The 24,058-nt window shown below is 53.6% G+C and carries 28 protein-coding genes; 3 read left to right on the plus strand and 25 right to left on the minus strand.

The window, feature by feature from the left end; translation table 11 throughout:
* The 6 genes from deoC to hflX are packed head-to-tail and all read right to left on the minus strand — an operon-like array spanning position 1 to position 4,695.
* Positions 1–642 (minus strand): deoxyribose-phosphate aldolase, encoded by a 642-nt coding sequence (deoC, locus tag OCV31_RS00425; RefSeq protein WP_148471547.1) that lies wholly within the window; start codon positions 640–642, stop codon positions 1–3.
* Positions 629–1,270 (minus strand): TIGR01906 family membrane protein, encoded by a 642-nt coding sequence (locus tag OCV31_RS00430; protein ID WP_148471549.1) that lies wholly within the window; start codon positions 1,268–1,270, stop codon positions 629–631. Before OCV31_RS00430 ends, deoC begins: the two co-directional genes overlap by 14 nt.
* Complete coding sequence (locus tag OCV31_RS00435) at positions 1,267–2,010, minus strand: YebC/PmpR family DNA-binding transcriptional regulator (RefSeq protein WP_148471551.1); 744 nt, start codon at positions 2,008–2,010, stop codon at positions 1,267–1,269. The genes OCV31_RS00430 and OCV31_RS00435 overlap by 4 nt, the downstream gene beginning before the upstream one ends.
* A gap of 46 nt (positions 2,011–2,056) precedes the next feature.
* Entirely contained in the window at positions 2,057–2,761 is a 705-nt protein-coding gene (gene nadE / locus OCV31_RS00440) for an NAD(+) synthase (protein WP_267303707.1), read from the minus strand.
* Entirely contained in the window at positions 2,745–3,437 is a 693-nt protein-coding gene (locus tag OCV31_RS00445) for a YigZ family protein (RefSeq protein WP_148471555.1), read from the minus strand. Before OCV31_RS00445 ends, nadE begins: the two co-directional genes overlap by 17 nt.
* Positions 3,430–4,695 (minus strand): GTPase HflX, encoded by a 1,266-nt coding sequence (gene hflX, locus OCV31_RS00450; RefSeq protein WP_148471557.1) that lies wholly within the window; start codon positions 4,693–4,695, stop codon positions 3,430–3,432. Before hflX ends, OCV31_RS00445 begins: the two co-directional genes overlap by 8 nt.
* Before the next feature lie 94 nt (positions 4,696–4,789).
* On the opposite strand from hflX, the gene OCV31_RS00455 reads away from it, so the two are divergent.
* Together OCV31_RS00455 and OCV31_RS00460 are read left to right on the plus strand one after the other, a co-directional pair.
* Entirely contained in the window at positions 4,790–7,579 is a 2,790-nt protein-coding gene (locus OCV31_RS00455; protein ID WP_267303708.1) for a transglycosylase domain-containing protein, read from the plus strand.
* A gap of 57 nt (positions 7,580–7,636) precedes the next feature.
* Positions 7,637–7,783, plus strand: a complete 147-nt coding sequence (locus OCV31_RS00460; RefSeq protein ID WP_267303709.1) for a hypothetical protein — start codon at positions 7,637–7,639, stop codon at positions 7,781–7,783.
* 45 nt (positions 7,784–7,828) lie between these two features.
* Here OCV31_RS00460 and OCV31_RS00465 read toward each other — a convergent pair whose 3' ends face one another.
* Together OCV31_RS00465 and OCV31_RS00470 are read right to left on the minus strand one after the other, a co-directional pair.
* A complete protein-coding gene (locus tag OCV31_RS00465) occupies positions 7,829–8,650 on the minus strand; it encodes a bifunctional 5,10-methylenetetrahydrofolate dehydrogenase/5,10-methenyltetrahydrofolate cyclohydrolase (RefSeq protein ID WP_148471561.1) in 822 nt (273 codons plus the stop codon).
* Positions 8,651–8,703: 53 nt separating this feature from the next.
* Complete coding sequence (locus tag OCV31_RS00470; RefSeq protein ID WP_267303710.1) at positions 8,704–9,738, minus strand: C40 family peptidase; 1,035 nt, start codon at positions 9,736–9,738, stop codon at positions 8,704–8,706.
* A gap of 310 nt (positions 9,739–10,048) precedes the next feature.
* Here OCV31_RS00470 and mgtE point away from each other — a divergent pair, with 310 nt between their 5' ends.
* Positions 10,049–11,407, plus strand: coding sequence for a magnesium transporter (gene mgtE, locus OCV31_RS00475; protein ID WP_148471565.1), 1,359 nt, complete (start codon positions 10,049–10,051; stop codon positions 11,405–11,407).
* A gap of 74 nt (positions 11,408–11,481) precedes the next feature.
* Here mgtE and OCV31_RS00480 read toward each other — a convergent pair whose 3' ends face one another.
* From OCV31_RS00480 to OCV31_RS00560, 17 genes are all read right to left on the minus strand, one after another.
* A complete protein-coding gene (locus OCV31_RS00480) occupies positions 11,482–12,459 on the minus strand; it encodes an S-layer homology domain-containing protein (RefSeq protein ID WP_267303711.1) in 978 nt (325 codons plus the stop codon).
* Between the two features lie 98 nt (positions 12,460–12,557).
* Positions 12,558–13,079: a histidine phosphatase family protein gene (locus OCV31_RS00485; RefSeq protein WP_148471569.1), complete on the minus strand. Its 522-nt coding sequence runs from the start codon at positions 13,077–13,079 to the stop codon at positions 12,558–12,560.
* Positions 13,076–13,804 carry an adenosylcobinamide-GDP ribazoletransferase gene (gene cobS / locus OCV31_RS00490; protein WP_148471571.1) on the minus strand — a complete coding sequence of 243 codons (729 nt, stop codon included), beginning with the start codon at positions 13,802–13,804 and terminating at the stop codon, positions 13,076–13,078. The genes OCV31_RS00485 and cobS overlap by 4 nt, the downstream gene beginning before the upstream one ends.
* Positions 13,801–14,331: a bifunctional adenosylcobinamide kinase/adenosylcobinamide-phosphate guanylyltransferase gene (cobU, locus tag OCV31_RS00495; RefSeq protein ID WP_148471573.1), complete on the minus strand. Its 531-nt coding sequence runs from the start codon at positions 14,329–14,331 to the stop codon at positions 13,801–13,803. Before cobU ends, cobS begins: the two co-directional genes overlap by 4 nt.
* The gene (gene cobT / locus OCV31_RS00500) at positions 14,328–15,398 is read right to left on the minus strand and encodes a nicotinate-nucleotide--dimethylbenzimidazole phosphoribosyltransferase (RefSeq protein WP_148471575.1); all 1,071 of its coding nucleotides are present in this window, start codon (positions 15,396–15,398) and stop codon (positions 14,328–14,330) included. Before cobT ends, cobU begins: the two co-directional genes overlap by 4 nt.
* Positions 15,388–15,648, minus strand: coding sequence for a cysteine-rich small domain-containing protein (locus OCV31_RS00505; RefSeq protein WP_108830817.1), 261 nt, complete (start codon positions 15,646–15,648; stop codon positions 15,388–15,390). Before OCV31_RS00505 ends, cobT begins: the two co-directional genes overlap by 11 nt.
* On the minus strand, positions 15,617–16,375 hold the full coding sequence (cobK, locus tag OCV31_RS00510; protein WP_148471577.1) for a precorrin-6A reductase: 759 nt from the start codon (positions 16,373–16,375) through the stop codon (positions 15,617–15,619). The genes OCV31_RS00505 and cobK overlap by 32 nt, the downstream gene beginning before the upstream one ends.
* Positions 16,372–17,100 (minus strand): precorrin-3B C(17)-methyltransferase, encoded by a 729-nt coding sequence (gene cobJ, locus OCV31_RS00515; RefSeq protein ID WP_148471579.1) that lies wholly within the window; start codon positions 17,098–17,100, stop codon positions 16,372–16,374. The genes cobK and cobJ overlap by 4 nt, the downstream gene beginning before the upstream one ends.
* A complete protein-coding gene (locus tag OCV31_RS00520; protein WP_148471581.1) occupies positions 17,097–18,074 on the minus strand; it encodes a cobalt-precorrin 5A hydrolase in 978 nt (325 codons plus the stop codon). The genes cobJ and OCV31_RS00520 overlap by 4 nt, the downstream gene beginning before the upstream one ends.
* Positions 18,071–18,823 (minus strand): precorrin-4 C(11)-methyltransferase, encoded by a 753-nt coding sequence (gene cobM, locus OCV31_RS00525; RefSeq protein ID WP_148471584.1) that lies wholly within the window; start codon positions 18,821–18,823, stop codon positions 18,071–18,073. Before cobM ends, OCV31_RS00520 begins: the two co-directional genes overlap by 4 nt.
* On the minus strand, positions 18,820–19,356 hold the full coding sequence (cbiT, locus tag OCV31_RS00530) for a precorrin-6Y C5,15-methyltransferase (decarboxylating) subunit CbiT (protein ID WP_267303723.1): 537 nt from the start codon (positions 19,354–19,356) through the stop codon (positions 18,820–18,822). The genes cobM and cbiT overlap by 4 nt, the downstream gene beginning before the upstream one ends.
* On the minus strand, positions 19,349–19,948 hold the full coding sequence (gene cbiE / locus OCV31_RS00535; RefSeq protein WP_148471588.1) for a precorrin-6y C5,15-methyltransferase (decarboxylating) subunit CbiE: 600 nt from the start codon (positions 19,946–19,948) through the stop codon (positions 19,349–19,351). Before cbiE ends, cbiT begins: the two co-directional genes overlap by 8 nt.
* Before the next feature lie 8 nt (positions 19,949–19,956).
* The gene (gene cbiD, locus OCV31_RS00540) at positions 19,957–21,003 is read right to left on the minus strand and encodes a cobalt-precorrin-5B (C(1))-methyltransferase CbiD (RefSeq protein WP_148471590.1); all 1,047 of its coding nucleotides are present in this window, start codon (positions 21,001–21,003) and stop codon (positions 19,957–19,959) included.
* Entirely contained in the window at positions 21,000–21,620 is a 621-nt protein-coding gene (locus OCV31_RS00545) for a precorrin-8X methylmutase (RefSeq protein ID WP_148471592.1), read from the minus strand. Before OCV31_RS00545 ends, cbiD begins: the two co-directional genes overlap by 4 nt.
* A complete protein-coding gene (locus OCV31_RS00550) occupies positions 21,613–22,665 on the minus strand; it encodes a pyridoxal phosphate-dependent aminotransferase (RefSeq protein ID WP_267303712.1) in 1,053 nt (350 codons plus the stop codon). Before OCV31_RS00550 ends, OCV31_RS00545 begins: the two co-directional genes overlap by 8 nt.
* On the minus strand, positions 22,611–23,312 hold the full coding sequence (locus tag OCV31_RS00555) for a precorrin-2 C(20)-methyltransferase (protein WP_148471596.1): 702 nt from the start codon (positions 23,310–23,312) through the stop codon (positions 22,611–22,613). The genes OCV31_RS00550 and OCV31_RS00555 overlap by 55 nt, the downstream gene beginning before the upstream one ends.
* Positions 23,300–24,055 (minus strand): sirohydrochlorin cobaltochelatase, encoded by a 756-nt coding sequence (locus OCV31_RS00560; protein ID WP_148471598.1) that lies wholly within the window; start codon positions 24,053–24,055, stop codon positions 23,300–23,302. The genes OCV31_RS00555 and OCV31_RS00560 overlap by 13 nt, the downstream gene beginning before the upstream one ends.
* Between the last annotated feature and the right edge of the window lie 3 nt (positions 24,056–24,058).

A 24,058-nucleotide genomic window follows, 5' to 3' on the forward strand; every position in this document is an offset into this window, starting at 1 on the left:
TTATTCTCCTACGATGGCGATGGACTTCGACGCGCCGATTCGGCTCGCACCGGCGGCGATCATGGCTTCGGCGGTTTCTCTGTCCCGAATGCCGCCGCTGGCTTTCACGCCCATGGCATCGCCCACGGCTTCACGCATGAGCTTTACATCTTCTGTCGTGGCGCCGGCCGTAGAAAAGCCCGTGGAGGTCTTCACGAAATCCATGCCCGCCTCTTTGGCCAAGGCGCAGGCCTTCTTCTTTTCTTCATCGGTGAGAAGGCAAGTTTCCAAAATGACTTTGACCACGGCATCTTTCGCCGCTTCCCTTACGGCCTTCATGTCTTCGAGAACCAAATCATATTCGCCGCTTTTTAATGCGCCGATATTCAGTACCATATCCACTTCGTCGGCGCCGTTTTCCACGGCTTCCTTCGCTTCGAATGCCTTTACTGTTTTCGTATTGGCCCCCAAGGGAAAGCCGATGACCGTGCACACCTTCACCTCGGAATCCGCCAATCGCTCAGCCGCGAGAGTGACCCAGCAGGGCTCCAAACAGACGGAGGCGAAGTCATAGGCCTTGGCTTCATCGATGACTTTAATGACTTCGTCTTTCGTCGCATCGGGATTTAAGATGGTGTGGTCGATGGTTTTATTTAATCTCATGTTTACTTCCTTTCAAAAAGGCAAAGGAGGCCACGATCAGAAGCCCCACTGCCATAATCAGGCCGATTTGTTTGACCATGCCGAAGAAAAAAGCCTCCGGAAGCATTTTGATCATCAGATCCGTGGCCGGATCCATTAGCCAGAGCTTGTTGGAGAAAAAGAGGGTGTGGAAGGTGTACCAGGCCTCGGTGAAATTCATGGCGATGCCGCCGCCTAATATAAGAAATGTGGCGACCAACGCGAGGGCAGCCCGCCCGATGCTTCTCAATCCTTCTTTCACGCCGAATTTTTTCGCCAAGGCAAAAAAGCCGGTGGTGGCCACAACTGTCGCTGCAACACAGAGTCTGCGCATGAGGTGAAACAGAGCGTATACGTCCGCCATGTGATCCACTTCATTCTCGTTGAAATGCGGGGTCAACACCCGAGGATCGCCCTGCTTTAAATAAACGCGCAGCGCCGCGGAGATTCTGTCCAATTCCTTCAAGGACTTTCCCGTCTCCGCCGGAATTTTATTTTCAATCATTTGGCGGTGGTAATAGGCCTCGTTTCCACTGACCGAGTCCGTGGCCGTGCCGAACAACAGAAAAGTGAAGCTCACAGCCACGAGCGTAGCTAAAATCCACCTCATTCGTCGTCTTCGTCGTCGTTTTCCCAATTGTGAATGACTTCCTGTACGTCGTCATTTTCTTCCAATTGGTCGATGAGTTTCGCCATTTTCTTGCGGTCTTCCGGATCCTCTAAAACCGTGGTGGTTTGAGGCAGGTAGGTGATTTCGGAGATGACGAATTCGTAGCCCGCCTCTTCCAAATTCTTCCGCACGGTTTGGTAATCTTCCGGCGAGGTAATAATTTCGATGCCCCCGTCTTCTGTGCGAATGTCTTCGGCGCCTGCTTCGATGGCATCCATTTCCACGACTTCCGGATCCATGCCCTCTTTAATTTCGATCCCCAATTGGCCCTTGCGGTCGAAGAGGAAGGAGACGGAGCCGTCGGTTCCCAAATTGCCGCCGTGTTTATCGAAAGCGTGGCGCACATCCGGTGCCGTACGGTTGCGATTGTCCGTCAAGCATTGCACCATGACGGCGATGCCCGAGGGACCGTAGCCTTCGTAGGTAATGGATTCGTAGTTGCCGTCGTCGCCTTCGCCGGCGGCTTTTTTAATGGCCCGTTCGATGTTGTCGTTGGGCATGTTTTCCGCTTTGGCGCTGTCGATGGCCGCCTTCAGGGCGGGATTGTAATCGGGATCGTCGCCCCCTTCTTTTACAGCTACGGCGATTTTTCTCGCCATTTTCGTAAAGATCTTGCCGCGCTTGGCGTCGGCCTTTCCTTTTTTATTTTTAATGTTGTGCCATTTCGAATGTCCTGACATAGTTACCTCCTTTGTTTATAACGGTTAATTATAACACGCGCGCCCCTTATCTTTCAAATTTCGGCGGCAATGCCCGTTTGTGGGCACTGGTTTTGTGGCGCCGGGCAATGGCCTCTTTGTGCTCGCCCTCGTTGTGTCCCCGCACGGCGGCGTCCAGTTCGGCGTAGGTAAAGCCCATGTCGTCTTCGTCGGTTTGGCCGGCATAGAGGCCCGCCGTGGGTTTTTTCTCGATGACTTCCTTGGGCAGGCCCAATGTTTTGGCCAGTTCCACCACTTCCGATTTCACGAAATCCACAATGGGCATGAGGTCGCAAGCGGAGTCGCCGTATTTTGTAAAGTAGCCGATGTAGTATTCGCTGGCATTGGAGCAGCCGCAGACCAAATAGTTTCTGTCTTGGGCGTAATAATACAGGGTCGTCGTGCGCAGGCGCGGCTTCACATTGGCTCTCGCCATGGCAACATCGCTTTCAAAGGATGCGTCTACGAGGGCGTGAAAGGTCTTCGTCAAATCCACTTTTTCCACATTAAGATCCAGGCTTTCAGCCACGAGACGGGCGTCTTTTTCGTCTTGGGGATTGGAGTCGATGGGCATAATAATGCCCAAGGCGTTGTCGCCGAAGGCGCGCTTGGCGATCCCGGCCACCACGGCGGAGTCGATGCCCCCGCTTAATCCGAAGACCACGCCGTCGGCATGGGCGGCCGCTACGGTTTCTCTCATCCATTGAACTACTGCATCAATCTCTTGCTTCATTCTTGCCTCCATAAAGTATTTGGTCGTAGGCCACATCGTCTACGAGCATCTTTTTTTCGTAGACCGGCCGCTCAGTTTCTTTTTCTTCTATTATAACAACTTCGCCTGAGGTGGCGTCTTGTAAATAAGATTCAAAGGCTTCTTTTCCCGATTTATACACCGTCGTCGTCACTTGTACTTGATCGCTGAAGGCGCAATTCAAGACGGGATAGCCACGCTCCCGCATGTAATTTTCGATGGCGCCGTGGGCCGTGTAGGCGTAGGAGAAGGTGATGTCCACGGCTTCGTGCATTTCCACGATCTTCGCATCGACTAAAGCCTCCGATGCCGCCGAGGAATAGGCGCGGATCAAGCCGCCGGCTCCGAGCAGGGTGCCGCCGAAGTAGCGGGTCACGACGCAGACCACATTTCTCAGCTCGTTGCGCTTCAGCACTTCCAGTATGGGCGGCCCCGCCGTCTTTTGGGGTTCGCCGTCGTCGTCGTATTTTTGAATCAGCCCCTCTTCGCCGATAATGTAGGCGGTGCAATTGTGGGTGGCGTCTTTTTCCATTTCACGAATGGCACGGATAAATGCCTCCGCCGCCTCTTTCGTCGCGGCATAGGCCACGCGACCGATGAATTCGGATTTCTTTTCGATTAGTCGGCTCTCGCCCCTTCGATAGACGGTTTTATACATAGCGCCTCCTTATATAGGGTTTCATTCGGTCGTAGACCCGCTTCGGCAAGGTGGCCGTCATGGTGACGCCGTCGGCATCGTAGTCCAGGCGCTCCACCGGGTAATTGGCTTTTACGGCCTCCACACGATCCATTTCATTGAAGGAAAATTTTAAATCCACCTTTACGTAAAGGTCTTCCACTTTCCTTTGCACGGCGTCGTAAAAGTAATCGAAATCCCTGTCGTGCTTGCAGGATCCGTAGATCACCGTCTCTTCCGCCGGCATAAAGGGCAGTTTCTTGCCCTCCATTAAATCCTTTTTATTGACGAAGAGAAGGCTAGGCACGTCGGCGGCACCGAGGTCATTTAAGAGCTTCCTGGTCGTCTCGTAGCGAAGGGCCGCATCCTCCGCCGAACCGTCGATGACGTGGACGATGAGATCCGATTCCTTCAATTCTTCCAAGGTGGTGTGAAAGGCCTCCACCAAGGTCGTGGGCAGGTTGGAAATAAAACCCACGGTGTCCGTCACGTAGACCACCAAGCCGTCGGGCAGACGAATGCGCCGGGTGTCGGGATCCAGGGAGGCAAAGGGCATGTCTTCCACATAAACCTCCCGTCCTTTTGCATTGGATTCTTTCAAGAGCCGATTCATCACCGAGGACTTTCCCGCATTGGTGTAGCCCACCAGGGCAATGGCCGGTACTTGGGAACTTATGCGATTTTTTCGTCCCGTGTCGCGAATCTTTCGCGCCTGTTTCAGCTTCTTTTTTACCCGCTGAATGTCTCCTGCGATGCGCCGGCGGTCGATTTCCAGCTTCTGTTCCCCGGGGCCCCTGGTGCCGATGCCGCCACCTAAGCGGGAATAGTTTTTCTTGCCGATTAAGTGGCTCTTGCCGTATTCCAGCTGAGCCAAATAGACCTGGAGCTTGCCCACATCGGTTTTCGCACGGGAAGCGAAGATGTCCAATATAAGGGCCGTGCGGTCGAGAACGTCCACTTCCAGCACCTTTTCAATTTCACGCATTTGAACGCCGGAGAGGGTTTGGTCAAATATGACCAAATCCACGTCCTCCGCCCGGACGAAATCCTTCAGCTCCTCGAGCTTGCCCTTGCCCATTAAGGTCGCCGGATTGTAAGCGCGCACCTTCTGTTCGATGGATGCCACCACGCGGCCGCCGGCCACTTTCACCAGGGCGTTTAATTCTTTTAAACTTTCCTCGTAGTAAGTTTCGGACTCGTCGTAAACCGACGCCGTCACCACTTTTTCTCTTTCTTCCATGTTGCCTCCTGCCTAAGCTTCTTTTTAAATATACACAACCTTCCACTTCTACGCAACAATGGGCCATGATATAATGGCAAAAAAGGGGGTTTCCATGGGGATTAAACATACACTTCGCCGCAAAAAAACATGGCAAATGCTTCTCGCGGCCATATTATTTCTTCTCGTTCTTTTGGGGGGCATCGTGGCCATATGGATCGTGTCCATACTGAAGGACTTGCCGCCGGTTGATTTCGACGACTTAACCACGTCCATTCCGCAGACATCCTACATACTCGATGCCGAGGGCAATCCCATCGACGAGGTGGATCCTTCCGTCTTCAGCGAAAACATCTCTGTCGATCAGGTGCCGGATCACGTGAAGGAGGCCTTTCTCGCCGTGGAGGACCGGAGTTTTTACAAACACCACGGCCTGGATTTTCGCCAATTGGGCGCGAGCATCCTGACCAATGCAAAAAGCGGCGCCATCGAACGGGGCGGTTCCACCATCACCCAGCAATTGGTAAAAAACGTCTACTTAAGCAGCGAGCAGTCCTTGGATCGAAAGATCAAGGAGGCCTACCTAACCTTGGGCATGGAAGAAAAATTAGGAAAAGATGCAATTTTGGAGGCCTATCTGAACCGAGTGGATTTGGGCTTGGGCAGCCAGGGCATCGAGGCGGCGAGCAATGCCTATTTCTCCAAACACGCCAAAGACCTGACCGTGGAAGAAGGGGCTCTTTTGGCGGGCATCGTAAAATCCCCCGCCTCCTACCAACCGATTAAGCGGATTCCCACGGAAGAAAACGACGGCGCCAACGTCATCGCCACGCAAACCATCGGCGATCGCTCCTACGATTTAATTGAAAACCCCCGGGCCGAAGAGCGAAAAAAAGTGGTGCTCCGCGCCATGAACCAAGCCGGCTACATCACGGCGGAGGAGGCAAAGAGCTACGCGCAAATTCCCATTTCCTTTATGCCGAAAGAAAATCCCCCCTCGCCCTACTCTTCCTACGTGGCCGACGTGATTTCCGACGAGGCCGTCGCCATTCTTGCGAAGATCAGCCACATGGACAAACAGGCCGCGGAAAAACAGGTCCGCGAAGGAGGGCTCACCATCCACTCCACCATCGTGGGGGATTTCCAGAAAAAAATGGACGCCCTCTACGATACTTATCCCGCCCTCATTGCCCGCGGAAAAAACAAGGGCGCGAACTTCGTGGACTTCAACACCGACGGAAATGACCGCATGATCGACGAGGAAGGCCACGTGCTCTACTACCCCTACGAGGCCCTCTTCGACGAGAAGGGCAATATGCATCTTCCCGCCGGCGCCTTCACGAAAACCGACGGCGGATTGGAAATCGACGGAGAATACTTTACTGAATCAAACGGCAATCTTCTTTTGAAAAACCTCTATTACTTAGACGAAAACGGCAACCTCCGCACCGTGGCCGGCGCCGGAACCTTGTTTCAGGCGGGCGATTTGAAAAATCCTTCCACCCTTCTCCTTCAGGGCGAACTCTACGAGGCCTATAAAGACGCCATCGAAATCACGGAAGAGGAACTCGTCCTTCCCGCCGATCTGTTCCTTCTGCCGGAAAAAGGCAGCCTGCAACCGCAATCGGCGGCGATCATCGCCGACAATACCACCGGCGCCATCGTGGCCCTCGCCGGAGGCAACGACTTAAAAGATCCCGCCCGTCTCCGCTACAATCACCTGACGAGCAAGCGACAACCGGGCACCGCCATCGTGCCTTTAACCACCTACCTCGCCGCCTTAAGCGAAGGCGACACCCTGGCCACCTCCTACGACGACACGCCCATGCACGTCGACGGAATCATATGGCCCAATGCCGATTCCTTCTACGGCTACGACGTCCTGGCAGACGGCGCCGCCAATACCCGCTTGGCCATCAGCGGAAAGATTCTGGAACGCTACGGCTTCGATCCCGTATTGAAAAATCTGAACCGCCTCGGTCTCTATAAGGGAGAGCGGCAAGACGACGCCGTAAAGACGCCCAAGGAAAATGCCAAGCGCCACGACATGACCTACGACGCCATGGCGGCGGGAAATTTCGTGGACGGCATGAATCTTATGGCTCTAACAAACAGCTACGCCCGCATCGCATCGCCGAGCGTATCCGACAATTACACCGTACAAAAGATTACCGACCGCAAAGGACGCGTCCTTTACGAACACGGAAAGACCGCGGCAAAGGACATCCATCGAGAAGACGCCCTCCTTCGCTACGCCCTGGGCCGTTCGCCCCTGGCCGAAAATCTTCGAGCATCGGGCTACGACGCCTTTGCCGTTTCCGGCACAAACAAGTACCGCGCAGATTACTTCGCCCTGGGCGCCACGCCTCGATACACCTACGGCCTGTGGATGGGCAACGACCTTCAAAAAATCGCCTTGGCCGGAGATCGCTCCCTTACGGAAAGCCTGTACGCTTCCCTCGTGGCCATCCTGGGCGACGGAACGCCTTGGGAGCTTCCGGCGGATTTCGAAATGCACGAAGTGAGCGACAAGACCGGCCTCTTGGCCACAACCTACGCCCGAAGAGCCCGCTCCACGGTGACTCTGCCTTTCTTGCCCAACACGGCGCCGACAAAGGAAACGCAAAACTACACGCGAAAACTCATCTGCTCCGTCTCCGGTCAATTGGCCTCCACCTACTGCCCCTATGAAACCATTACCTACGGCTACTACTTCGTGCGGCCCAAGGGCTACGATCCGAAAGCATTCGACGGCATCCTGCCCAAGGACTACTACACCCTGCCCTCGAACTATTGCCAAGTACACACCAAGGAATGGTACGATCAGGAAACACAAAAGGCCAATGAAGACGAACAGGATCAGGACAACGATAACGACCAAAACAGGGATACCCATCGCCGATAAGGCTCCCTTGCGTAAACGCCCCTCCCTTCGGGTATGTACTCATATAAGGAGGCGGTTATGAAACTATCGAAAATCGTGAAATTTGCAGCCATGTCCAAAGGTGCCAAGGCAGGCGCCAAGGCCATGCGGAAAAAGCCCGTGCGCAAAGCCACGGCAAGCTTTATAAAAAGCTACGCCCTGTGGAAGTTTATTCGCAAAAAATAAAATCAGCCCTCGCCGATGAAGCGAGGGCTTTTTCATGGAAAAAATCTAGTCGAGAAACATATTGTCCAGCAAAAGTAAATTCGTAAGGCTTCCCACGCCGCCGGGCACGGAAGTCACCAAATGCGCCTTGTCCACGACCGCGTCGAAGTCCACGTCGCCGGTTAATTTTCCGCTCTCGTCGAAGGCGATGCCGCAGTCGATAATGCACTGATCGTCGCTCACAAAATCCGCCGTCACCCAGCGGGACTGCCCCGTGCCGTAAACCACCACGTCGTAATCTTTCGCCAAGCCGGGAATGTCTTTCGTGCGGGAATGGCCCAGGGTTACCGTGGCGTTTTTATCTAAAAGCATCATGGCCAGAGGCTTGCCGATGACCATGGAGCGGTTAATAATCAACACCCGTTTGCCTTCTAAATCCCCCATGGCCTCTGCAATCATAAGGGCGCTTTTCGCCGTGGCGGGCATGATCTTTCCCTGCCCCGTGAAAATTTTCCACTGATTCAGGGGACTCAAACAGTCGATGTCCTTTTCCGATTGAATGGCGCTGTCAATGGCTTCGACATCGAAATGCTTGGGCAGAGGATGGAAAATCAAGATCCCGCCGATGCCCTCGTCCCGATTGCCGCGATTCACTTCCGATAAAATCTCGCTTTCCCCCGCCGTGTCGGCGAAAGCAGTGACCTTCACGTCGATGCCCACTTTTTCCGCCGATTTCTTAATGGAATTTTCGTAGCTTATGTCCGCCTTTTTGTCTCCGACGCGAAGGATTAAGAGCTTGTATCCGATCCCTCTTTCCTTGGCGACGGCGACTTTTTCCGTCAAGTCGCCGAGAAGCTGCTCCCGCAGCGGGCTTACGTCAAATTTCATTTTTCCCTCCTATTAAAAAAGAGCGGCGAACCGCTCTTCGTGTTTCTGCTTCATTATAACACGCGCGTTGCGTTCACAAAACGGGAGTTATAATACTTTTCAGATAATTTATTTTGTTTTACCCGACCACTGCCGCTGTTGGCGTGGATGAAGGTATCGTCGCCGATGTAGATGCCGACGTGGCTGACGCCCTTGCCCGTGGTGTTAAAGAAAATCAAATCGCCCGGTTGTAATTGGGAGCGATCCACTTGAGCGCCCACTTGGGATTGTGCGGAAGAGGTTCTGGGAAGGGAAATCCCCAATTCGTTGACGTAGATGGCGTACACGAGGCCGGAGCAGTCGTAACCGCCGTCGCCGGTGGCGCCCCATACGTAGGGAGAACCCATTTTGCTGAATGCCGAGTCGATGACCTGTTGTGCCTTCGCGCCGTCTACTTTCGGTGCAATGGCCACGGGTTCGGCGATCTTTTTGACCGGCGCTTGCTTTTGAATGACTGCACGTTGCACGGCCTTCACACCGCCTTCACCGAAGTCCAGGTAGTTGGGATCGATTTGGAAATCCTTGCCTTCTTCATCGAGAATGATGAAGAGGCCGTCTTTGTAGCTCACTACATTAACCGATTGGTTTTTAGCCAATTGGTAAACGCCGTTGGCATTTTCAAGTTTTAAATTTTGTTTCACCTTGGCCGGGGTCATGTGAGGCCCTTCGATGGGTTCGATAAATTTGTTTTCAACGGATCCGAAAAGGCCGTCTTCTGTATTTACCGCTACCGTGTTCGGGTAGTGCTTCACCGTTTGAAGGGTTTCGCCGATAAAGAGGTTGCGGACGACCTTGCCGTCTTTTTTCAAGATGGCGTTTTTCTTTACCGTGTAATATTGAGGTTTGCTTTCGGTAACCAAGATCTTTTCCTTGGGAACGGTGACCTTGGCATTGCCCTTTTGGACTATGTAGCCGCGATCGTTGGAATCGACGATATTTGCTTGTTCTTCCACGGCGAATTTCAATTCGCTGCCGCTATACAATGTGGTGTTATGATCCTGCACGAAAACGCCGGTATCTCTAAGGCCTACGATCGAAATGATTGCCAACGCAGTCGTTCCGACGGCAAGCTTGAACTTGTGACTCATGTGGTAACAACACTCCTTATAAAATACTTCGCTTTGAAAGGGCCCGAAGGCGGGCGATTCCATTCGAAATTAGATTTTTCTTAATGATCTTTTGAAATTATAACACAGTTGGTTACAGAATGTAATAATTTGAGACGTCATTTATGTTACTTCTCTGTTACAGTTCTATGACTTTTTATTTCTTTTTTAACAACCTTCTCTTTCACCAAATGTGACTTCGTAGGTCCTTCAATGGTATACTGTTTATGTACCATCCGGGAGGTGACAGACTATGGAATATGAGTCCGATTACAATTTGTTAAAAGAAAAGATCGACGCCTGCATCACAGAGGGCAGTGTACAAAACGCCAAGAATATCTTCGATTCCTACCACTCCGTCGATATCGACGAAGTGTTGGAGGATTTGGATTCGGCGGATCTTCAGTACTTCCTCTTTATGTTGGATCCGGAAGAGATCGCCAATCTCATCGAAAATGCCGAAGAAGAGCTTCAGGTTATGATGGCCGGTTTCTATTCGACGAAAGAGCTCATCGACATTTTCAGCTACATGACCAATGCGGATGTCGCCGATTTATTGGGGCTTTTGCCCACGATTAAACGAAAAGACATTCTCAACTATATGAAGAAAAGCGAATCGAATATTCTCAAGATGATCTTGTCCTATGACGACGACAGCGCCGCCGGGATTATGACCACGGAGTTTATTTCCCTGAAACAATCCCTTACCGTGCGCGAAGCTCTTTTAAAGATCAAGGAGATCGCCCCTACGACGGAAATTATCGAATCCATTTTCATTACGGATAATTTGCACCGCCTTCAGGGCATCGTCGATTTGCGGGAGATCCTCGTGGCGCCGGGCTTTAAACCTTTGGCCGATCTCGTGGAGACCCACCCCTTTTTCGTCTATGCGGATCAGGATCAGGAAGAAGCGTCGAATTTAATTTATAAATACGACTTAAAGTATTTGCCCGTCGTCAATAAAAACGAGGCCATCCTCGGCGTCATTACCTCAGACGACATTATCGACGTTATGGAAGAAGAACATAACGAAGACATCTTGGCCATCGGTGGGGTTTCCAAAGACGAAGAATTCGACTCCAATTTCTTCCACTCCGTAAAAAGCCGCCTGCCTTGGCTCGTCATCAATCTGTTTACGGCCTTTATGGCATCGGCGGTGGTCAGCATGTTTGAAGACACCATCAGCCAAGTGGTGGCCCTCGCCGCCGCCATGCCCATCGTCACGGGGATGGGAGGAAACGCCGGCAATCAAGCCCTCTCCATCGTCTTGACCAGTTTGGCCCGCGACGAAATCAGTTTGGAAGAAGACCTGCCCCTGGTTTTAAAAGAGATCGGCCTGGGGATTTTTGACGGCGCCGTCATCGGCTTTTTCGCCGGCGTCGTCTTGTATTTGAAGTACCAAAATGTGTATTTAGGCCTGATTATCTTCGCCGCCATGATTTTAAACATGGTCATCGCCGGCATCGTCGGCTTCCTTTTGCCCCTCTTGTTCGACAAGTTGAAAATCGATCCGGCCATTTCGTCGCCGATTTTTCTCACAACATTCACCGACGTGTGCGGCTTTTTTATCTTCCTGGGCCTGGCTTCCACCCTCCTGCCCAAATTGCTTTAATTTCTTATTATTCAAAAAACATGCAAAAACCGAAGGCTTTCGCTGCCTTCGGTTTTCTCATTCTATGAACTCGGTTACTTTTCGATAAAGGAATAGATCCGCTGCGCCAGGACCACGGCCTGTTCTCTCGAGGCATGGGTCTTGGGCTTAAATTCGTTGTTCTTGTAGCCCTCCATTAGTCCCAAAGACTGAAGCTCGTAGACGGATTCCCGGGCGTAGGGGCTGATCTTTGCGTGATCGGCGAAGGGCGCACCCATCGTCTTGTCCCCTTCCACTTCCACGCTGTTTAAGAAGCGGGTCAAAATGGTGGCCATTTGCTCCCGGGTGATCTTCGATTTGGGGGCGAATTTATCCTTGCCCACGCCGTTGACCAATCCAAGGCGCGATGCGATGACCACGGATTCGTTTTTCGTGTCCTTATAGGGGCTCTTTCCCGCCACTAAATGGACGTGCTCCGCTTTTTCGTAGAGGCGCACGATGACTTCCGTAAATTCTTCCCGCGTAATTTCCGTCTTCATATCGGCCTTAACCGAGGGCGGGATCAATCCGTTCTTCCCGGCATCGCTCAATTCCTCCATGGACCATGCACTGGAATTGTTAAAGACCGGGCGATAGCCTACGGAAACCGCATTGGTGTAGGCGCTTTCGCCCTCACCGATGTAGCGGACGCGGAAGCTGTAAAGCTTACTTTCGATGGCGGGATTCGCCAAATTCGAAAACTTCGCGCCGTCAAGCTTCATTTCCACGCGGTCTTTTTCATTTAAAGTAAGCTCACCTTTAAAACTCTGCCCGTTTTTCGAAGACCAGGGGCCGAGATTGACTTTGCTGTCGATTTCGTAGGCTACGGTCTTTCCCGATTCCAATTGTTTCTTCACACCTTCGGGATTGCTCCAAGTAATGGTGAAGGCGTCGTAGCTTCCCCCTTCTCCCTGAGCCAATGCCACCGCCAAGTTTCGCGGACTTTCGTAACTTTGAGCGAAGACCCCCGATGCGGGAAGCAGAATTCCCAGACATAAAAAAAGTGCCAATAGGCGTTTCAATGTGTATTTCAATGGTAACATCCTTTCCTTGCTTTTAAGCTTCTAAAACTATAGCAAAAGGACGGGACCGATTGAAGCGTTCCACAGGTTTTGTAACGGAATTGTCACTTTTATTTGATCTTGATGATTTGAAAATTTTCCAGCTTGTAGTCGAAAAAAGCATGCACGTCGCCTTTTACGGCCGATAGCACCAGGCGCATAAAGCCGTCGTGGCTGATGTAGAGGGTGTCGTCTTTTGCGATCTGCAAAAAAGCCTGCGCCCGTTTGTAGGCCCCGCGAAGGCTTTCCCCTTGCGGCGGACCGTAATTAAAGGGATCGTCGATCCAGGGCTCAAGGGCCTCGCCGTACCGGTCGTAGGCGTGGTGAAATGTACGGCCTTCCAAGACGCCCAGATTCACTTCACGAATCAGGGGCTCTTCCGCCACAGGCCCACGGTCCCACAGGATGGCCGCCGTCTCCTTCGCCCTGAGATAGGGGCTCGTCACCACGGATGTTACGGAAAGGGCGGCGACTTCATCTTTTAATTTCAGCGCCACAGAGGGATCCACGGGAAGCAAGGGCTCGGTCGGCGTGGCGTAGTATTTCTTTTCGTTGGCCGCGGTTTTTCCGTGGCGCATCATGTAAATACTCATGAGAAAAATACTCCGAATAATATCAGCATGAAAAGTTCGCCCGTCTCCACGATGGCGCCGTAAACATCGCCGGTGAGGCCGCCGATTTTTCTTACGGACAGGCGGGATAAGAGCACGCCCCAAAGGCAGGCGGCCACGGGAAAGAAGAGAAAAGACTTGCCTCGGGCAAAGAGGATGATCAGAGCGAGAAGCAGCCACTGAAGGTAGTAGCTGTTTTTTGACGCACCCCGTTTAAAGAAGTTTCCCATGGACGAGGAGCTTGCAGAAGGGAAATAGTGGATCGCCGTCAATACGCCCATGCGCACCGATGCGAAGAAGATTCCCATTTCAATGGGTTGAATGGCGACGGATGCAAGCACGGAAAATTTTCCGAGCACGATCAAAACCAGGGCCAGAACGGCGAAGACACCGATGGTGGAATCGTGCATAATTTCCACGACGCGATCCCTCTCCCGATTGGACAAAAAGCCGTCGGTCGTGTCCATAAGCCCGTCCATGTGAAGGCCGCCGTTTAAAAGGTACCAGGTGAGGATGCCTGAAAAGGCGCCGAAAAGGGGCCCGATATCGTAGAAAAAATTGTTTACGAAACCGACGATGGCGCCCATGACGAAGGCGATCCAGGGAAACCAGAAGAGGCTCTTCCCCGCTTCTTTTTCGTTAAATTCCGTATCGACTTGAATGGGCAGGCGTGTCAAAAATTGGATGGCTAAAAGGAAACTGTTCATTTGATTTTCACCGGAATCCCCGAAATACAAGCGTAAACCTCATCGGCCGCTTGTGCCAACCTTTGATTGATTCGCCCCTGCATGTCCCGGAAGGCGCGGGAGACGGGATGCATGGGCACGATGCCGCTTCCCACTTCGTTGGTGACGATGAACAGATCGCAATCTTTTCGCCTCGCCGCGGCGATTAAATCGCTGAGCTCCTCCATGCAGAGACCTTCGATCTTCTCCTCGTCCACGTCTTCTCCTTCCGCGGAATATTTCCACAGGTAATTAGATAACATGACCGTGACGCAGTCCAGAAGCGCGGCGTCTTCTTCATGGATCGCTTCCGCTAAGTCGTAATCCCGCTCCACGGTGCGCCAGGACGCGGGCCTACGTTTTTTGTGAGCTTCGATGCGGCGAATCATTTCGGCATCATCTGCGGCCTGAGCCGTGGCGATATAGACGACATTTTCGTGCTGTCCTGCCCGTAATTCGGCGTAGGCGCTTTTTCCGCTCCTGGCGCCGCCGGTAATTAATGTAATCATAGGGACTCCTTTTCTATATTCACCAACAACCCCGGATCGATGGCATTGTCTTCCATGGATCCCATGTTTTTCATGGCGTAAATCGCCCCCTCCATCAGTTGGAAGAAGAGAGGACAGCCGCTTCCCTCGCCCAACCGCATGGAAAGATCCAGGGGCGGTTCCATGCCCATGTGCCGGTTCACGAGGGCCGACGCCTTCTCCGCGCTCTTGTGGGAGAGAAAAATATAGTCTCTCGCCTCGGGCGCCATTTGAATGGCCGCAAGAGCCGCCACACCGGTGACGAAACCGTCCACCACCGCCGCCGTCTTTTCTTCCGCGCAGGCCAGGAATGCCCCGACAAGGCCGGCCAGGTCCAATCCGCCCACTTGGGCGATTTTGTGGATCACGTCTCCGTCTCCGGCCCGCGCCACGGCTTTTTTCACCACAGCCACTTTTTTCGCAAGCTGCGCTTCCGTAATGCCGGCGCCGTAGCCCACGCAATCTTCGGCGGACTCGCCGGTTAAGGCGCAGAGAAGGGCCGCCGAGGTGGTGGTGTTTCCGATGCCCAACTCCCCGGTGCCGATCATGGAGGCGCCTTTTTTTATGGCCGCCTTTGTTATATCCATGCCACGCTTTATGGCTTCGATGGCCTCATCTCGGCTCATGGCGGGCTCCTCGGCGATATTTCCCGTTCCCTTGCGAAGAGATGCGTCGATTATCTTGGCCTCCCGCGCCACATCCTCATTCATGCCCATGTCCACGATAAAAAGTTCCGAATCCGCCCGGCGGCTCAGGGCGGCGACGCCGGTTTCTCCTCGGGCCATGGCATTGGCGAGCATTTGCGTAAAGACCGGCGGCGAGGAGCTCACATCTTCCGCCACCACGCCGTTATCGGCGCAAAAGACGACGATGGCTGTTTTCTCCACGGAGGGAACGACACGACGCTGAATCCCCGCCAGGCGAATGGTCATGGCTTCCAAGGCGCCTAAGGAGCCTGTGGGATGGGTGCGATTGTCCCAGTGGGCCTTGGCCTTTTTCATGAACGCTTTATCCGCCGCTTCGACGGATCCCACAAGTTTATCCTTCATTGGCTTCTTTCCTTTTACTTATTTCCTCACGAAGGCGATCGTTAATGTAGTCGTAGCCCTTGGGCCTGTGAGGAATCGTACAATTCGAACAATCCTTTACGCCGCCGACATAGGAAAAATTTCCGCCGCATCCCTCGTCTAAAAGATAGAGAGGGCAGTAACAGAACATGCAGTTAAAATCCCCTTCCATGGCGTGGCAGGGGAAGTATTTACACGCCTTATTGGTGTAAAAGCGATAAGAGAATTCCATTGGTTATCCTTTCTACGACGGCCTTGGTCTCGGAGAAATTCAGCCCCTCTTCTCCTTCCGTGCGAATCACCAGGCTCGTCATGCCCAATCGGCGGGCGGCTTCGATTTTTTCGTGAAAGCCGGAGCCTGCGCCGCTGTTTTTCGTCACCAGAAAGTCGGCTTTTGCGTGTTTAAACAGGGCCAGGTTCATGTCCAAGTCAAAGGGCCCGAGCATGGCCACCATGTCTTCCATGGCCACGCCGGCATCCCGCAAGATGTCGATGCTCTTCGACGAGGGAATGATCCGGTAGATGTGGCGGCTCTCTCCCTTCACCGACTCGAAGAGATCGCAGTGTTTCGACCCCGTGGTAAAGAAAAAGGTGCCCGTCTTCCCTTTCATGTACTCGGCGCAGGAAGCGTAATCGTCGAAGACCACGTCCCCAGCCGCATCCTCCATGGGCCGCTTAAAGCGGTAGTAGTCGATGCCCGCTTCATCCGCCGCCGCCTTCGCCTCTTTGGAGACGATCTTCGCGAAGGGATGGCTCATGTCCACGACGGCGACGATATTTTTCTCGCGAATAAAATCCACCATGGCGTCTCGATCCATGGGCCCTACGTGGACGTCCGCGTCCTCGGGCAGGCGATCACGCCCTTCTTTCCCGGCGACGCTGACGACAATGGCTCTGTAGTCCACGCTTTTGATGATGCGCACGGATTCCGAGGTGCCGCCGATGATCCAAAGCTTCATAATTTGTAGCCCCTGGGTGTGATCATGACGCCGTTTTTTACATAAGTCTCCTTATTTCCCACGATGACCATGGTATTCATGTCGCAGAAGCTGTCGTCCAGATCGCCGATGGTGGTGAGGATTTTTTCTTCACCGACGCGCCGGGCGTGTTTTACCATGGCCACAGGTCTGGAGTCTTCGTATCCCTCTTCTTTTAAAACTCCCATGGCCGCCTTTAAATAATCGGGGCGCCCCTTGGATCGGGGATTGTAAAAGCAGATGACGAAATCCCCCTGTGCGGCGAGGCGAATGCGCTTTTGAATCAGATCCAGCGGCGTCATTAGATCGGAGAGACTGATGGTGACCATATCGTGCATGATCGGCGCGCCGACACGGGAGGCGGCGGCAAAATTGGCGCTGATGCCGGGAATGATTTCGATGTCGATGTCTTTGTCGGCCGCCAGTTCCAATAGGGGCCCGGCCATGCCGTAGAGGCCCGCATCGCCGGTGGAGACCATGGCCGTGGTCTTTCCCTCTTCCGCCGAAGCCAGAGCCATTTTGCAGCGCTCGATTTCCGACTTCATGCCCGTGGTGTAAATTTCTTTTCCCGATGTGTAGTTTTTAATGTAGTTTAAGTAAGGCTTGTAGCCCACGATCACTTCCGAGGTCTCCAAGGCCCGGATCATGCCCAGGGTGAAATCCTCTTCGCCGCCCGGGCCGATTCCGATAATGTATAATTTCTTCATCTTTTTTCCTTTGTTATGCTCAGGGTGAAACCTTCTTCGCAGATTTTTTCCGCGATCATGATTTCGCCGCCCATGTAGGCCGCCGTGCAGGAGACGCTGGAGACGCCGACGGTGGCTCTCACAAAGTCGCTTCCTTCGCAGCGTTTTTCGTTTCTCGATAATTCCTCCGCGCTGTAAATTTTCATGGGAATACGGAAATGCTTGGCCGCGTAAACGATGGCGGGCTCCTCTTTTTTTATGTCGATGGTGTGGATGGCGGCGAGAGCCATGGGATGGATGGCGTAGGTTTTTAGCGTCTTTTTTATTAAAGCCAACAATGCCTCCGGATCCGTGTCCTTTTTCGAACCGATGCCCAAGTGGATCCGTCGCGGCACAAGTTGAAGGCCGGTTTTAATTTCGACGTCTTTTGTCGTAACTACGACGCCGTCTTTTGCATCCGCCGCCTCAATGGATGGTACCCGTTTGATATGAGGATAATCCGGCAATGCATCTTCTTCGGAATACCAGGGGATCTCCCGCCCCGCCACCATGGCGCCGGCAACCTCTTTCATGGCCGCCATATCCTCGAAGGCGTAATTTTCTCTCTGCGCAAAGACGTCAATGGCTTCGAAGCCCAAGCTGTCCGACGCCGTGGTAAGCACCGCTTCGGCGCCCATTGCCTTCGCAAGTTCCTCGGCGTAGGCATTAGCGCCGCCTAAATGGCCGCTTAAGAGGGGAATCACGTAGCGGCCCACCGGATCGATGACCACCACGGCGGGATCCTTTCGCTTGTCCGCCACAAAAGGCGCCATGTAGCGTACGGCGATGCCCGCGGCGCCGATAAAGACGATGCGATCGTAGCCGGTAAAAATATGGCCAAAGTCCTCTTTCTTTATCGGCCGCTGAAAGTCTTTGCCGTAACAATCTTCTTGAGAAAAATACTTCTTCGCCAGGGCCGCGCCCTGAGGCGAAAAACACAATACAGCCGTCTTCACTTCGTGCCCTTTCTGTATTCCGTGGAAAAGTGTTTGTCGTAGAGCTTGCTCTTTTCGTAATCCGTATCGAGAAAATCTCCGACGAGGATTTGGGCGTGTTTGTAAATGTCCCGCCCTTCCATGTCCTTTACGATGTCTTTCAATGTGGAGCGCACGACGATTTCATCGGCCCAGGTAGCCTTGTAGACCACGGCCATGGGCGTGTCGTCGGAATAGCCCTTTTTTAAATCCTCCACCAGGTCCTCCAATTGGCCGGCGGATAAAAAGATGGCCATGGATGCGCCGTGGGCCGCCAGTTTGTCGATGGACTCGCCCTCCGGCACCGGGGTGCGCCCGGCCCGGCGGGTGAGAATCACCGTTTGGCTCACGCCCGGAAGGGTAAATTCCCGCTTTAAGATTGATGCCGCCGCGGAAAAGGAACTCACCCCGGGGATAACTTCGTAATCGATGCCCCACTGATCCAGAGCATCCATTTGCTCCTGTATTGCCCCGTAAAGGGAGGGATCGCCGGTGTGGAGGCGCACCAGATTTTTGCCCGCCTCGTGACTCTTTTTCATGACGTCCAACACTTCATCCAAATGCATGGTGGCGCTGTTGTAAATCTCGGCGCCTTCTTTCGCGCACTCCATGTGGCGGGCGTCCACCAAGCTGCCGGCGTAAATAATCACGTCGGCTTCTTCCAAGAACCGCCTGCCCTTTACCGTAATTAAATCCACATCCCCCGGACCGGCGCCGACAAATGAAATCATCTTTTTCTCCCCTTTAACATAAACACGCCGTTATCCGCGCGCAACAGACCCAGTCGATCTTCCCTCGATACGGCCACATACTTCAGGCTAAAATCGTAGCCTTCTTTCTTCAAAAAAACCTTCATTGATTCGGCGTTGCTCATGGTAATGAAATTGCCGGCTATGATGCCGCCTTCATTTAGATGCTCGTGGGCATAATATAAAATGGCTTCCAACTCGCCCCTGCTGCCGCCGATAAAAATGCGGTCGTAGTTTTCATCTTTTAAACAATCCGGCGCCTTTCCCCGGATCACGTCGATTTTCACACCGAAGGCTTCGGCGTTTTTCTCGATTAAATCCACGGCCTCATCCTTCACTTCCGCAACAATGACCTCGCAGCCCAAAGCCGCCGCCGCCACGGATATGGAGCCCGTGCCCGCGCCGATGTCGAGAAAGGAAAGGCCCGGGACAATTTCCATGCCAGCCATGGTTAAAATCCGCACGTCTTCTTTGGTCATGGGCACGTCGCCGCGAATAAAATCGGAATCATTCATCCAGTTCAAGTTCAATCACCGCCAATGCTAAATCTTCGTCTATGAAAATTTCCTCGCCGATGGGCGCGGTCACAATTTTTTCGTTCTCGTAGGAAAGATAGCTCGCGCCGTGGATCACGCCCTTCGCCCCTTTTGCCGCCAAGGCCTTCGACAGATCACTCGCCGTAAAATGTTTGTCCAAAAGCACACAGCTTAAGGGCTCCTGTAAAAGCAGATCGATCTCCGGTTCGCGGCCGTGAAAAGAGAATGCCCGCATCGTCTGCCAAGGAAGGCACAAGGCCGCAGCCGCACATTGCACGCTGCTTAAGCCGGGAATCACCTTGTCTACCTGAATGCCCTTTGCGCGAAAGGTCCCTGCCAGTCCGAAAAACAGGGGATCGCCACTCACGACCACCGCCACGTTTAAGGCGGGATCCATATTTTCCTCCACCTCGCTCAAACGCTTTATCGCCACGATGTCCTTTCGAATGGGCGTTAGCTTTTCCGCCAGGCGCGAAAAGGCCACGACGCGATCCGCTTCTTGAATGGCCGCCACAGCTTCGTAGGTCATTTTCTTTAAATCGCCGGGGCCGGCGCCGACTATGGTAATCATCGCTCCTCCTACATGGTGTAAATCATTGCGCGAATTTTTATGTCCTCGGTTTTTAAGTACAATGGCACCCGCTTTTCGATGCCGCGCTCCATGGCCTCCATAATGTTTTTATAGCCCAGAGCCGCGGCTTTTTTTATGGCCTGATCGGCGGTCTTTTCCTCCTCCACCGCATCCATTTCCGCCACACCGGCCCCCGCCTTGGCCATGTAATAGGCGATGGCTTCCATGCGCCCGTCGGCGACTGCCGAGTGGGTTTGGTAGATGCCGATAGAAACCTTGGCCATTTTTCCCACATGGCCCATTAAGGTAATTTCACGAAAACCCAAATCCCGCGCGAGACACAGGGCGTCGCCGAAGTAATTGGACACCTTTACGACAGGCACATGCAGGCCCAGGGCCCCCGCCCGCTCTTCGCCGTAATTGCCCGGCGTTAAAATCACCGCATCGGCGCCGGATTTTCTCAGCTTCTTCAGTTCCAAATCGATGGTGGCCACATAGGCGCTTTTGCTCATGGGCACCACGAGGCCGGAGGTCCCCAAAATGGACAGGCCGCCGACGATGCCCAACCGTGGATTAAAGGTCTTCTTCGCCAATTCTTCCCCTTCGGGAATGTCGATTTTTATGGCGATGCCTTTATCCATATGCTCCTTCAGCAATTTTTCGATCTCCCGACGGGGCACGGGATTCACGGCGAGCTCCCCGGCCTTTCCCATAAGCCCGTCTTCGGTAAAGGTGCCGACGCCGACACCTCTCTCCCAAACCACATCGCCCGTGTCGGTCTTTGTTATGGTGACGAAGATTTCCATGCCGTTTGTAATGTCGGGATCGTCGCCGCTGTCTTTGATGACGCTGTAAGTGGCCGCACTCTCGCTCCGCATCTGCTCGTAGACGTCGATGGAAAGCACGTCCCCCGCCGGCACTTTTACCTCGACAAGATGGATCGTCTCCCTCTTCTCCAGAGCCTCGATAGCCGCCTTCGCCGCCGCCACGACGCAGGTTCCGGTGGTGAAGCCCAATCGCATGTGCTTACCGTCGACGACGGTGGTCCTCTTCATCGATTAAAGTCCTCGTAAAGAATGGCGTTAAAGACGGAGGCCGCCACATTGCTGCCGCCCTTGGTGCCCACGGTGCGAATGTAAGGCACGGGGTATTCGGCCACCTTTTCCTTGGACTCCGCCGCGCCGACAAAGCCCACGGGAACGGCGATAATAAATTTCGGATGCGCCTTCTTCTCCTCCACAAGTTCCAAGAGGCGGAAGAGGGCCGTGGGGGCGTTGCCGATTATAAATCCCTCGCAGCCCATGGATACGGCTTCTTCCATGGCTACGATGGAGCGAGTGGTCTTTCGTTCGGCGGCGATCTTTGCCACTTCATCGTCGGAGATTAGGGTGACGAGTTCCACTCCCGATGCCGCCAGGGCTTTTTTGTTGATCCCCGCCCGCACCATATTCGTGTCCGTATACACCTTGCCGCCCTTTTTTACCACGGCCCGGGCCGCCGCCATAAAACCGTCGTGAATGTCGATAATGTGGCGGTATTCCACGTCGCCGGTGGTGTGGATCATGCGGCGCACTACGGGCAGCTCCTCGGCCTTAAATTCCACATCGTCTAAGTATTTGTCGATGATGTCCATGGAGGTATTTTCAATGGCCATGGGCTTTTTTTCATACATGGGACCGGCTCCTTTCAAATTGTGTCCACAGTTCTCGAAACCGCGCGTTTTCTTTTTCGCCGCGAACGGCCATGCGAAAGTAATAGCCTTTTAAGGGCGCTTCCGAAAAGGTTCTGAGCAAAATGCCTCCCCTTAAAAAGAAATCGAAACAGGCCTCCACATCACCGCTTTTAAGGCGTACCAAAAGAAAATTCGCTTCCCCTGCAAGGGCCTCGGCGATTTCCGATTCTTCGAAGAGGGCCATAAGCTTCGCACGCTCCGCCGCGATAAATTTGCGGGACTTCGCCATGTACTCGTCGCAATCCTTTAAGCGCAGGCCGCAGGCTTCCGCCACGGCATTTACCGTCCAAGGCAACTGCCGCGCTAAAAAGCGGTCCCGAATGCCGTCGTTCATCACCGCCCAGCCCAGGCGCAATCCGGGAAGGGCGTGGCTCTTTGTGGCGGCTCGTACGGTGATCTGTTTCCGGCAAGAAAGCCCCGCCTTCTGCCCTTCTTCCCCGCCCTTTACGAAGGGAAGAAAGGTCTCATCGGCGAGGAAATACCCGCCGCGGGCGACGACCCCTTCATAAATTTCCGCCACCTCATCGCCGGAGAGGGTATAGCCCGTGGGATTATGGGGATTGGTAATGATCGTGAGGGCCCCATCCGGCATGTGGGCGATAAAATCATCCACATCCAGCCGAAAGGGATGGACCATGGGGTAGGTGGTGATTTCTCTTCCCAGATCCTTCGCAATACTTTCGTATTCGCCGAAGGCCGGTATGGGCAGATAGATTTTTTCGAAGAGAGAAATGCAGATGGCGATGATTTCCATGGCGCCGTTTCCCACGACGAGGCGATTTGCCGCCACGCCCATCCAATCGCCTAAAGCCCGCCGCAGATCCCGGTAAAAGCGATCCGGATAGCGTTCGGCGCCTTCGAGCCCCCGGGCCATGGCTTCCTTTAAAACTTCAGGTGCGCCCAGAGGATTGATATTGGCGCTAAAATCTGCTAAAGGATGCGCACTCTTCCCCTCGTATGTTTTTGTATCGCCGCCATGTTCCAAGGCCGTCTCCTTCCAATAATCAAGCTCATGTACTGCTTCCGCCCGGCGAAGCGCGCGGAATCCGCCGATGCCACCCAGCGCTCCGTTTCAATTTCCTCGAGATAAAGCAGGTGATACCCCGCCGCCTGCAAACGGGCGGCGCTCTCCTCGGCTCGGGTGGTCTTTAGAAGGGCGATGGTATCCACCGCTGGAATGGCCTCGTCTAAATGATCCGTCAAAAGAAAGGATTCGCCCTTTTTCGTCAGGCTTTCCACCACGCCGTTGATCCCCGCGAGAAAAGCGGGGATGCCCGGCACCAATTCTGTTTCGAAATCCGTCGCATCCCCGGCCGCCAGCACTTCGATTAAGGTGGCGTAAATGGTGCCGTCGCCTAAGGTCAAGAGGCAAGTCAGCTCCCCCGCCTTCGTCGCCTCGTCGATGGCATCAAAGGCTTTTTTGTAGTGGGCGGTCGTGACTTCGGTCATTGGGAAATCGAGAAAGATCACCTTCTCGTCATCCACAAACTCTTTCACCCCATCGTAAGCCCGAGATTTTCCCCTATTTATGGGAATAAAAATGTGATCCGCTTCCTGTAAATAACGCAGAGCGCGAAGTGTTAAAAGATCCGCCGCGCCGGGGCCCACGCCGATGCCCACTAATTTTCGCATGGCTTTTTCTCCAAATGGGCGTGAAGTTTCTCCACATAAATGGCCCGCACGAAATCCCAACTGCCCATGCCGCCGGCCACCGGCGTAACGGAAATCCCCGCGACTTCGAAGCGGTTCTTTACGGAATCGTCGTCGCCGAAAATATCGTTTTTCGCGTGATCCCCGGCGAGAAGAAGGAGAGGCGCCAGTTGAATGTCTTTGTATCCCATTTCCTTCATAAAAGAAAGAGGCAGCCGGTCGTCGACGGATCCTTCGATGGTAGAGACCCGGTGGGGCAGATTTTTTTCCTCAAACAATCGGTTTAATTCGTCGTAATCTTTGTCCGCCGCGGTGGGGCTACCGTGGCCCACAAACACCGTGGGCGCCTCGAACCTGTGGCCCACGTCATCGACAAAGCGCAGCAAATCTTTTTCGTCGTGAAAGAGGGCTTCCCCCACCTTCACGCCACGGCTTTTTAACCGCGCAAGCTTGTCGTATTCAACGCCCTCGATTATGTGAAGGGGCTGAATAAAAATCTCTTCCGCATCGACTCCCTCATTTAAAAAACTTTCCACGGCCTCCACTTCGTTTTCGTAGCGAATGCCCGTCTTTTTTTCGTAGCGGTCGATGACCATGCGGGAAGTAAAGGCCACGCGCACGGGCACCTCGACCAACGCTTTTAAGTCCCGAACCACGGGATCCAAATCCCGGCGAAGGGCGTCTTCGTGGGTGGAGCCGAAGGTGGCGATAATCAATGCTTTCATAAT

Source organism: Aedoeadaptatus acetigenes (assembly GCF_025566985.1).
GTDB classification, from domain to species: domain Bacteria; phylum Bacillota; class Clostridia; order Tissierellales; family Peptoniphilaceae; genus Aedoeadaptatus; species Aedoeadaptatus acetigenes.

Excerpts from the sequence above, each read along its gene's own strand:
- deoC (WP_148471547.1), bottom strand. The coding sequence starts at position 642 with ATGAGATTAAATAAAACCATCGACCACACCATCTTAAATCCCGATGCG.
- OCV31_RS00430 (WP_148471549.1), bottom strand. The coding sequence starts at position 1,270 with ATGAGGTGGATTTTAGCTACGCTCGTGGCTGTGAGCTTCACTTTTCTG.
- OCV31_RS00435 (WP_148471551.1), bottom strand. The coding sequence starts at position 2,010 with ATGTCAGGACATTCGAAATGGCACAACATTAAAAATAAAAAAGGAAAG.
- nadE (WP_267303707.1), bottom strand. The coding sequence starts at position 2,761 with ATGAAGCAAGAGATTGATGCAGTAGTTCAATGGATGAGAGAAACCGTA.
- OCV31_RS00445 (WP_148471555.1), bottom strand. The coding sequence starts at position 3,437 with ATGTATAAAACCGTCTATCGAAGGGGCGAGAGCCGACTAATCGAAAAG.
- hflX (WP_148471557.1), bottom strand. The coding sequence starts at position 4,695 with ATGGAAGAAAGAGAAAAAGTGGTGACGGCGTCGGTTTACGACGAGTCC.
- OCV31_RS00455 (WP_267303708.1), top strand. The coding sequence starts at position 4,790 with ATGGGGATTAAACATACACTTCGCCGCAAAAAAACATGGCAAATGCTT.
- OCV31_RS00460 (WP_267303709.1), top strand. The coding sequence starts at position 7,637 with ATGAAACTATCGAAAATCGTGAAATTTGCAGCCATGTCCAAAGGTGCC.
- OCV31_RS00465 (WP_148471561.1), bottom strand. The coding sequence starts at position 8,650 with ATGAAATTTGACGTAAGCCCGCTGCGGGAGCAGCTTCTCGGCGACTTG.
- mgtE (WP_148471565.1), top strand. The coding sequence starts at position 10,049 with ATGGAATATGAGTCCGATTACAATTTGTTAAAAGAAAAGATCGACGCC.
- OCV31_RS00485 (WP_148471569.1), bottom strand. The coding sequence starts at position 13,079 with ATGAGTATTTACATGATGCGCCACGGAAAAACCGCGGCCAACGAAAAG.
- cobS (WP_148471571.1), bottom strand. The coding sequence starts at position 13,804 with ATGAACAGTTTCCTTTTAGCCATCCAATTTTTGACACGCCTGCCCATT.
- cobU (WP_148471573.1), bottom strand. The coding sequence starts at position 14,331 with ATGATTACATTAATTACCGGCGGCGCCAGGAGCGGAAAAAGCGCCTAC.
- cobT (WP_148471575.1), bottom strand. The coding sequence starts at position 15,398 with ATGAAGGATAAACTTGTGGGATCCGTCGAAGCGGCGGATAAAGCGTTC.
- OCV31_RS00505 (WP_108830817.1), bottom strand. The coding sequence starts at position 15,648 with ATGGAATTCTCTTATCGCTTTTACACCAATAAGGCGTGTAAATACTTC.
- cobK (WP_148471577.1), bottom strand. The coding sequence starts at position 16,375 with ATGAAGCTTTGGATCATCGGCGGCACCTCGGAATCCGTGCGCATCATC.
- cobJ (WP_148471579.1), bottom strand. The coding sequence starts at position 17,100 with ATGAAGAAATTATACATTATCGGAATCGGCCCGGGCGGCGAAGAGGAT.
- cobM (WP_148471584.1), bottom strand. The coding sequence starts at position 18,823 with ATGATTTCATTTGTCGGCGCCGGTCCGGGGGATGTGGATTTAATTACG.
- cbiT (WP_267303723.1), bottom strand. The coding sequence starts at position 19,356 with ATGAATGATTCCGATTTTATTCGCGGCGACGTGCCCATGACCAAAGAA.
- cbiE (WP_148471588.1), bottom strand. The coding sequence starts at position 19,948 with ATGATTACCATAGTCGGCGCCGGCCCCGGCGATTTAAAGAAAATGACC.
- cbiD (WP_148471590.1), bottom strand. The coding sequence starts at position 21,003 with ATGAAGAGGACCACCGTCGTCGACGGTAAGCACATGCGATTGGGCTTC.
- OCV31_RS00545 (WP_148471592.1), bottom strand. The coding sequence starts at position 21,620 with ATGTATGAAAAAAAGCCCATGGCCATTGAAAATACCTCCATGGACATC.
- OCV31_RS00555 (WP_148471596.1), bottom strand. The coding sequence starts at position 23,312 with ATGCGAAAATTAGTGGGCATCGGCGTGGGCCCCGGCGCGGCGGATCTT.
- OCV31_RS00560 (WP_148471598.1), bottom strand. The coding sequence starts at position 24,055 with ATGAAAGCATTGATTATCGCCACCTTCGGCTCCACCCACGAAGACGCC.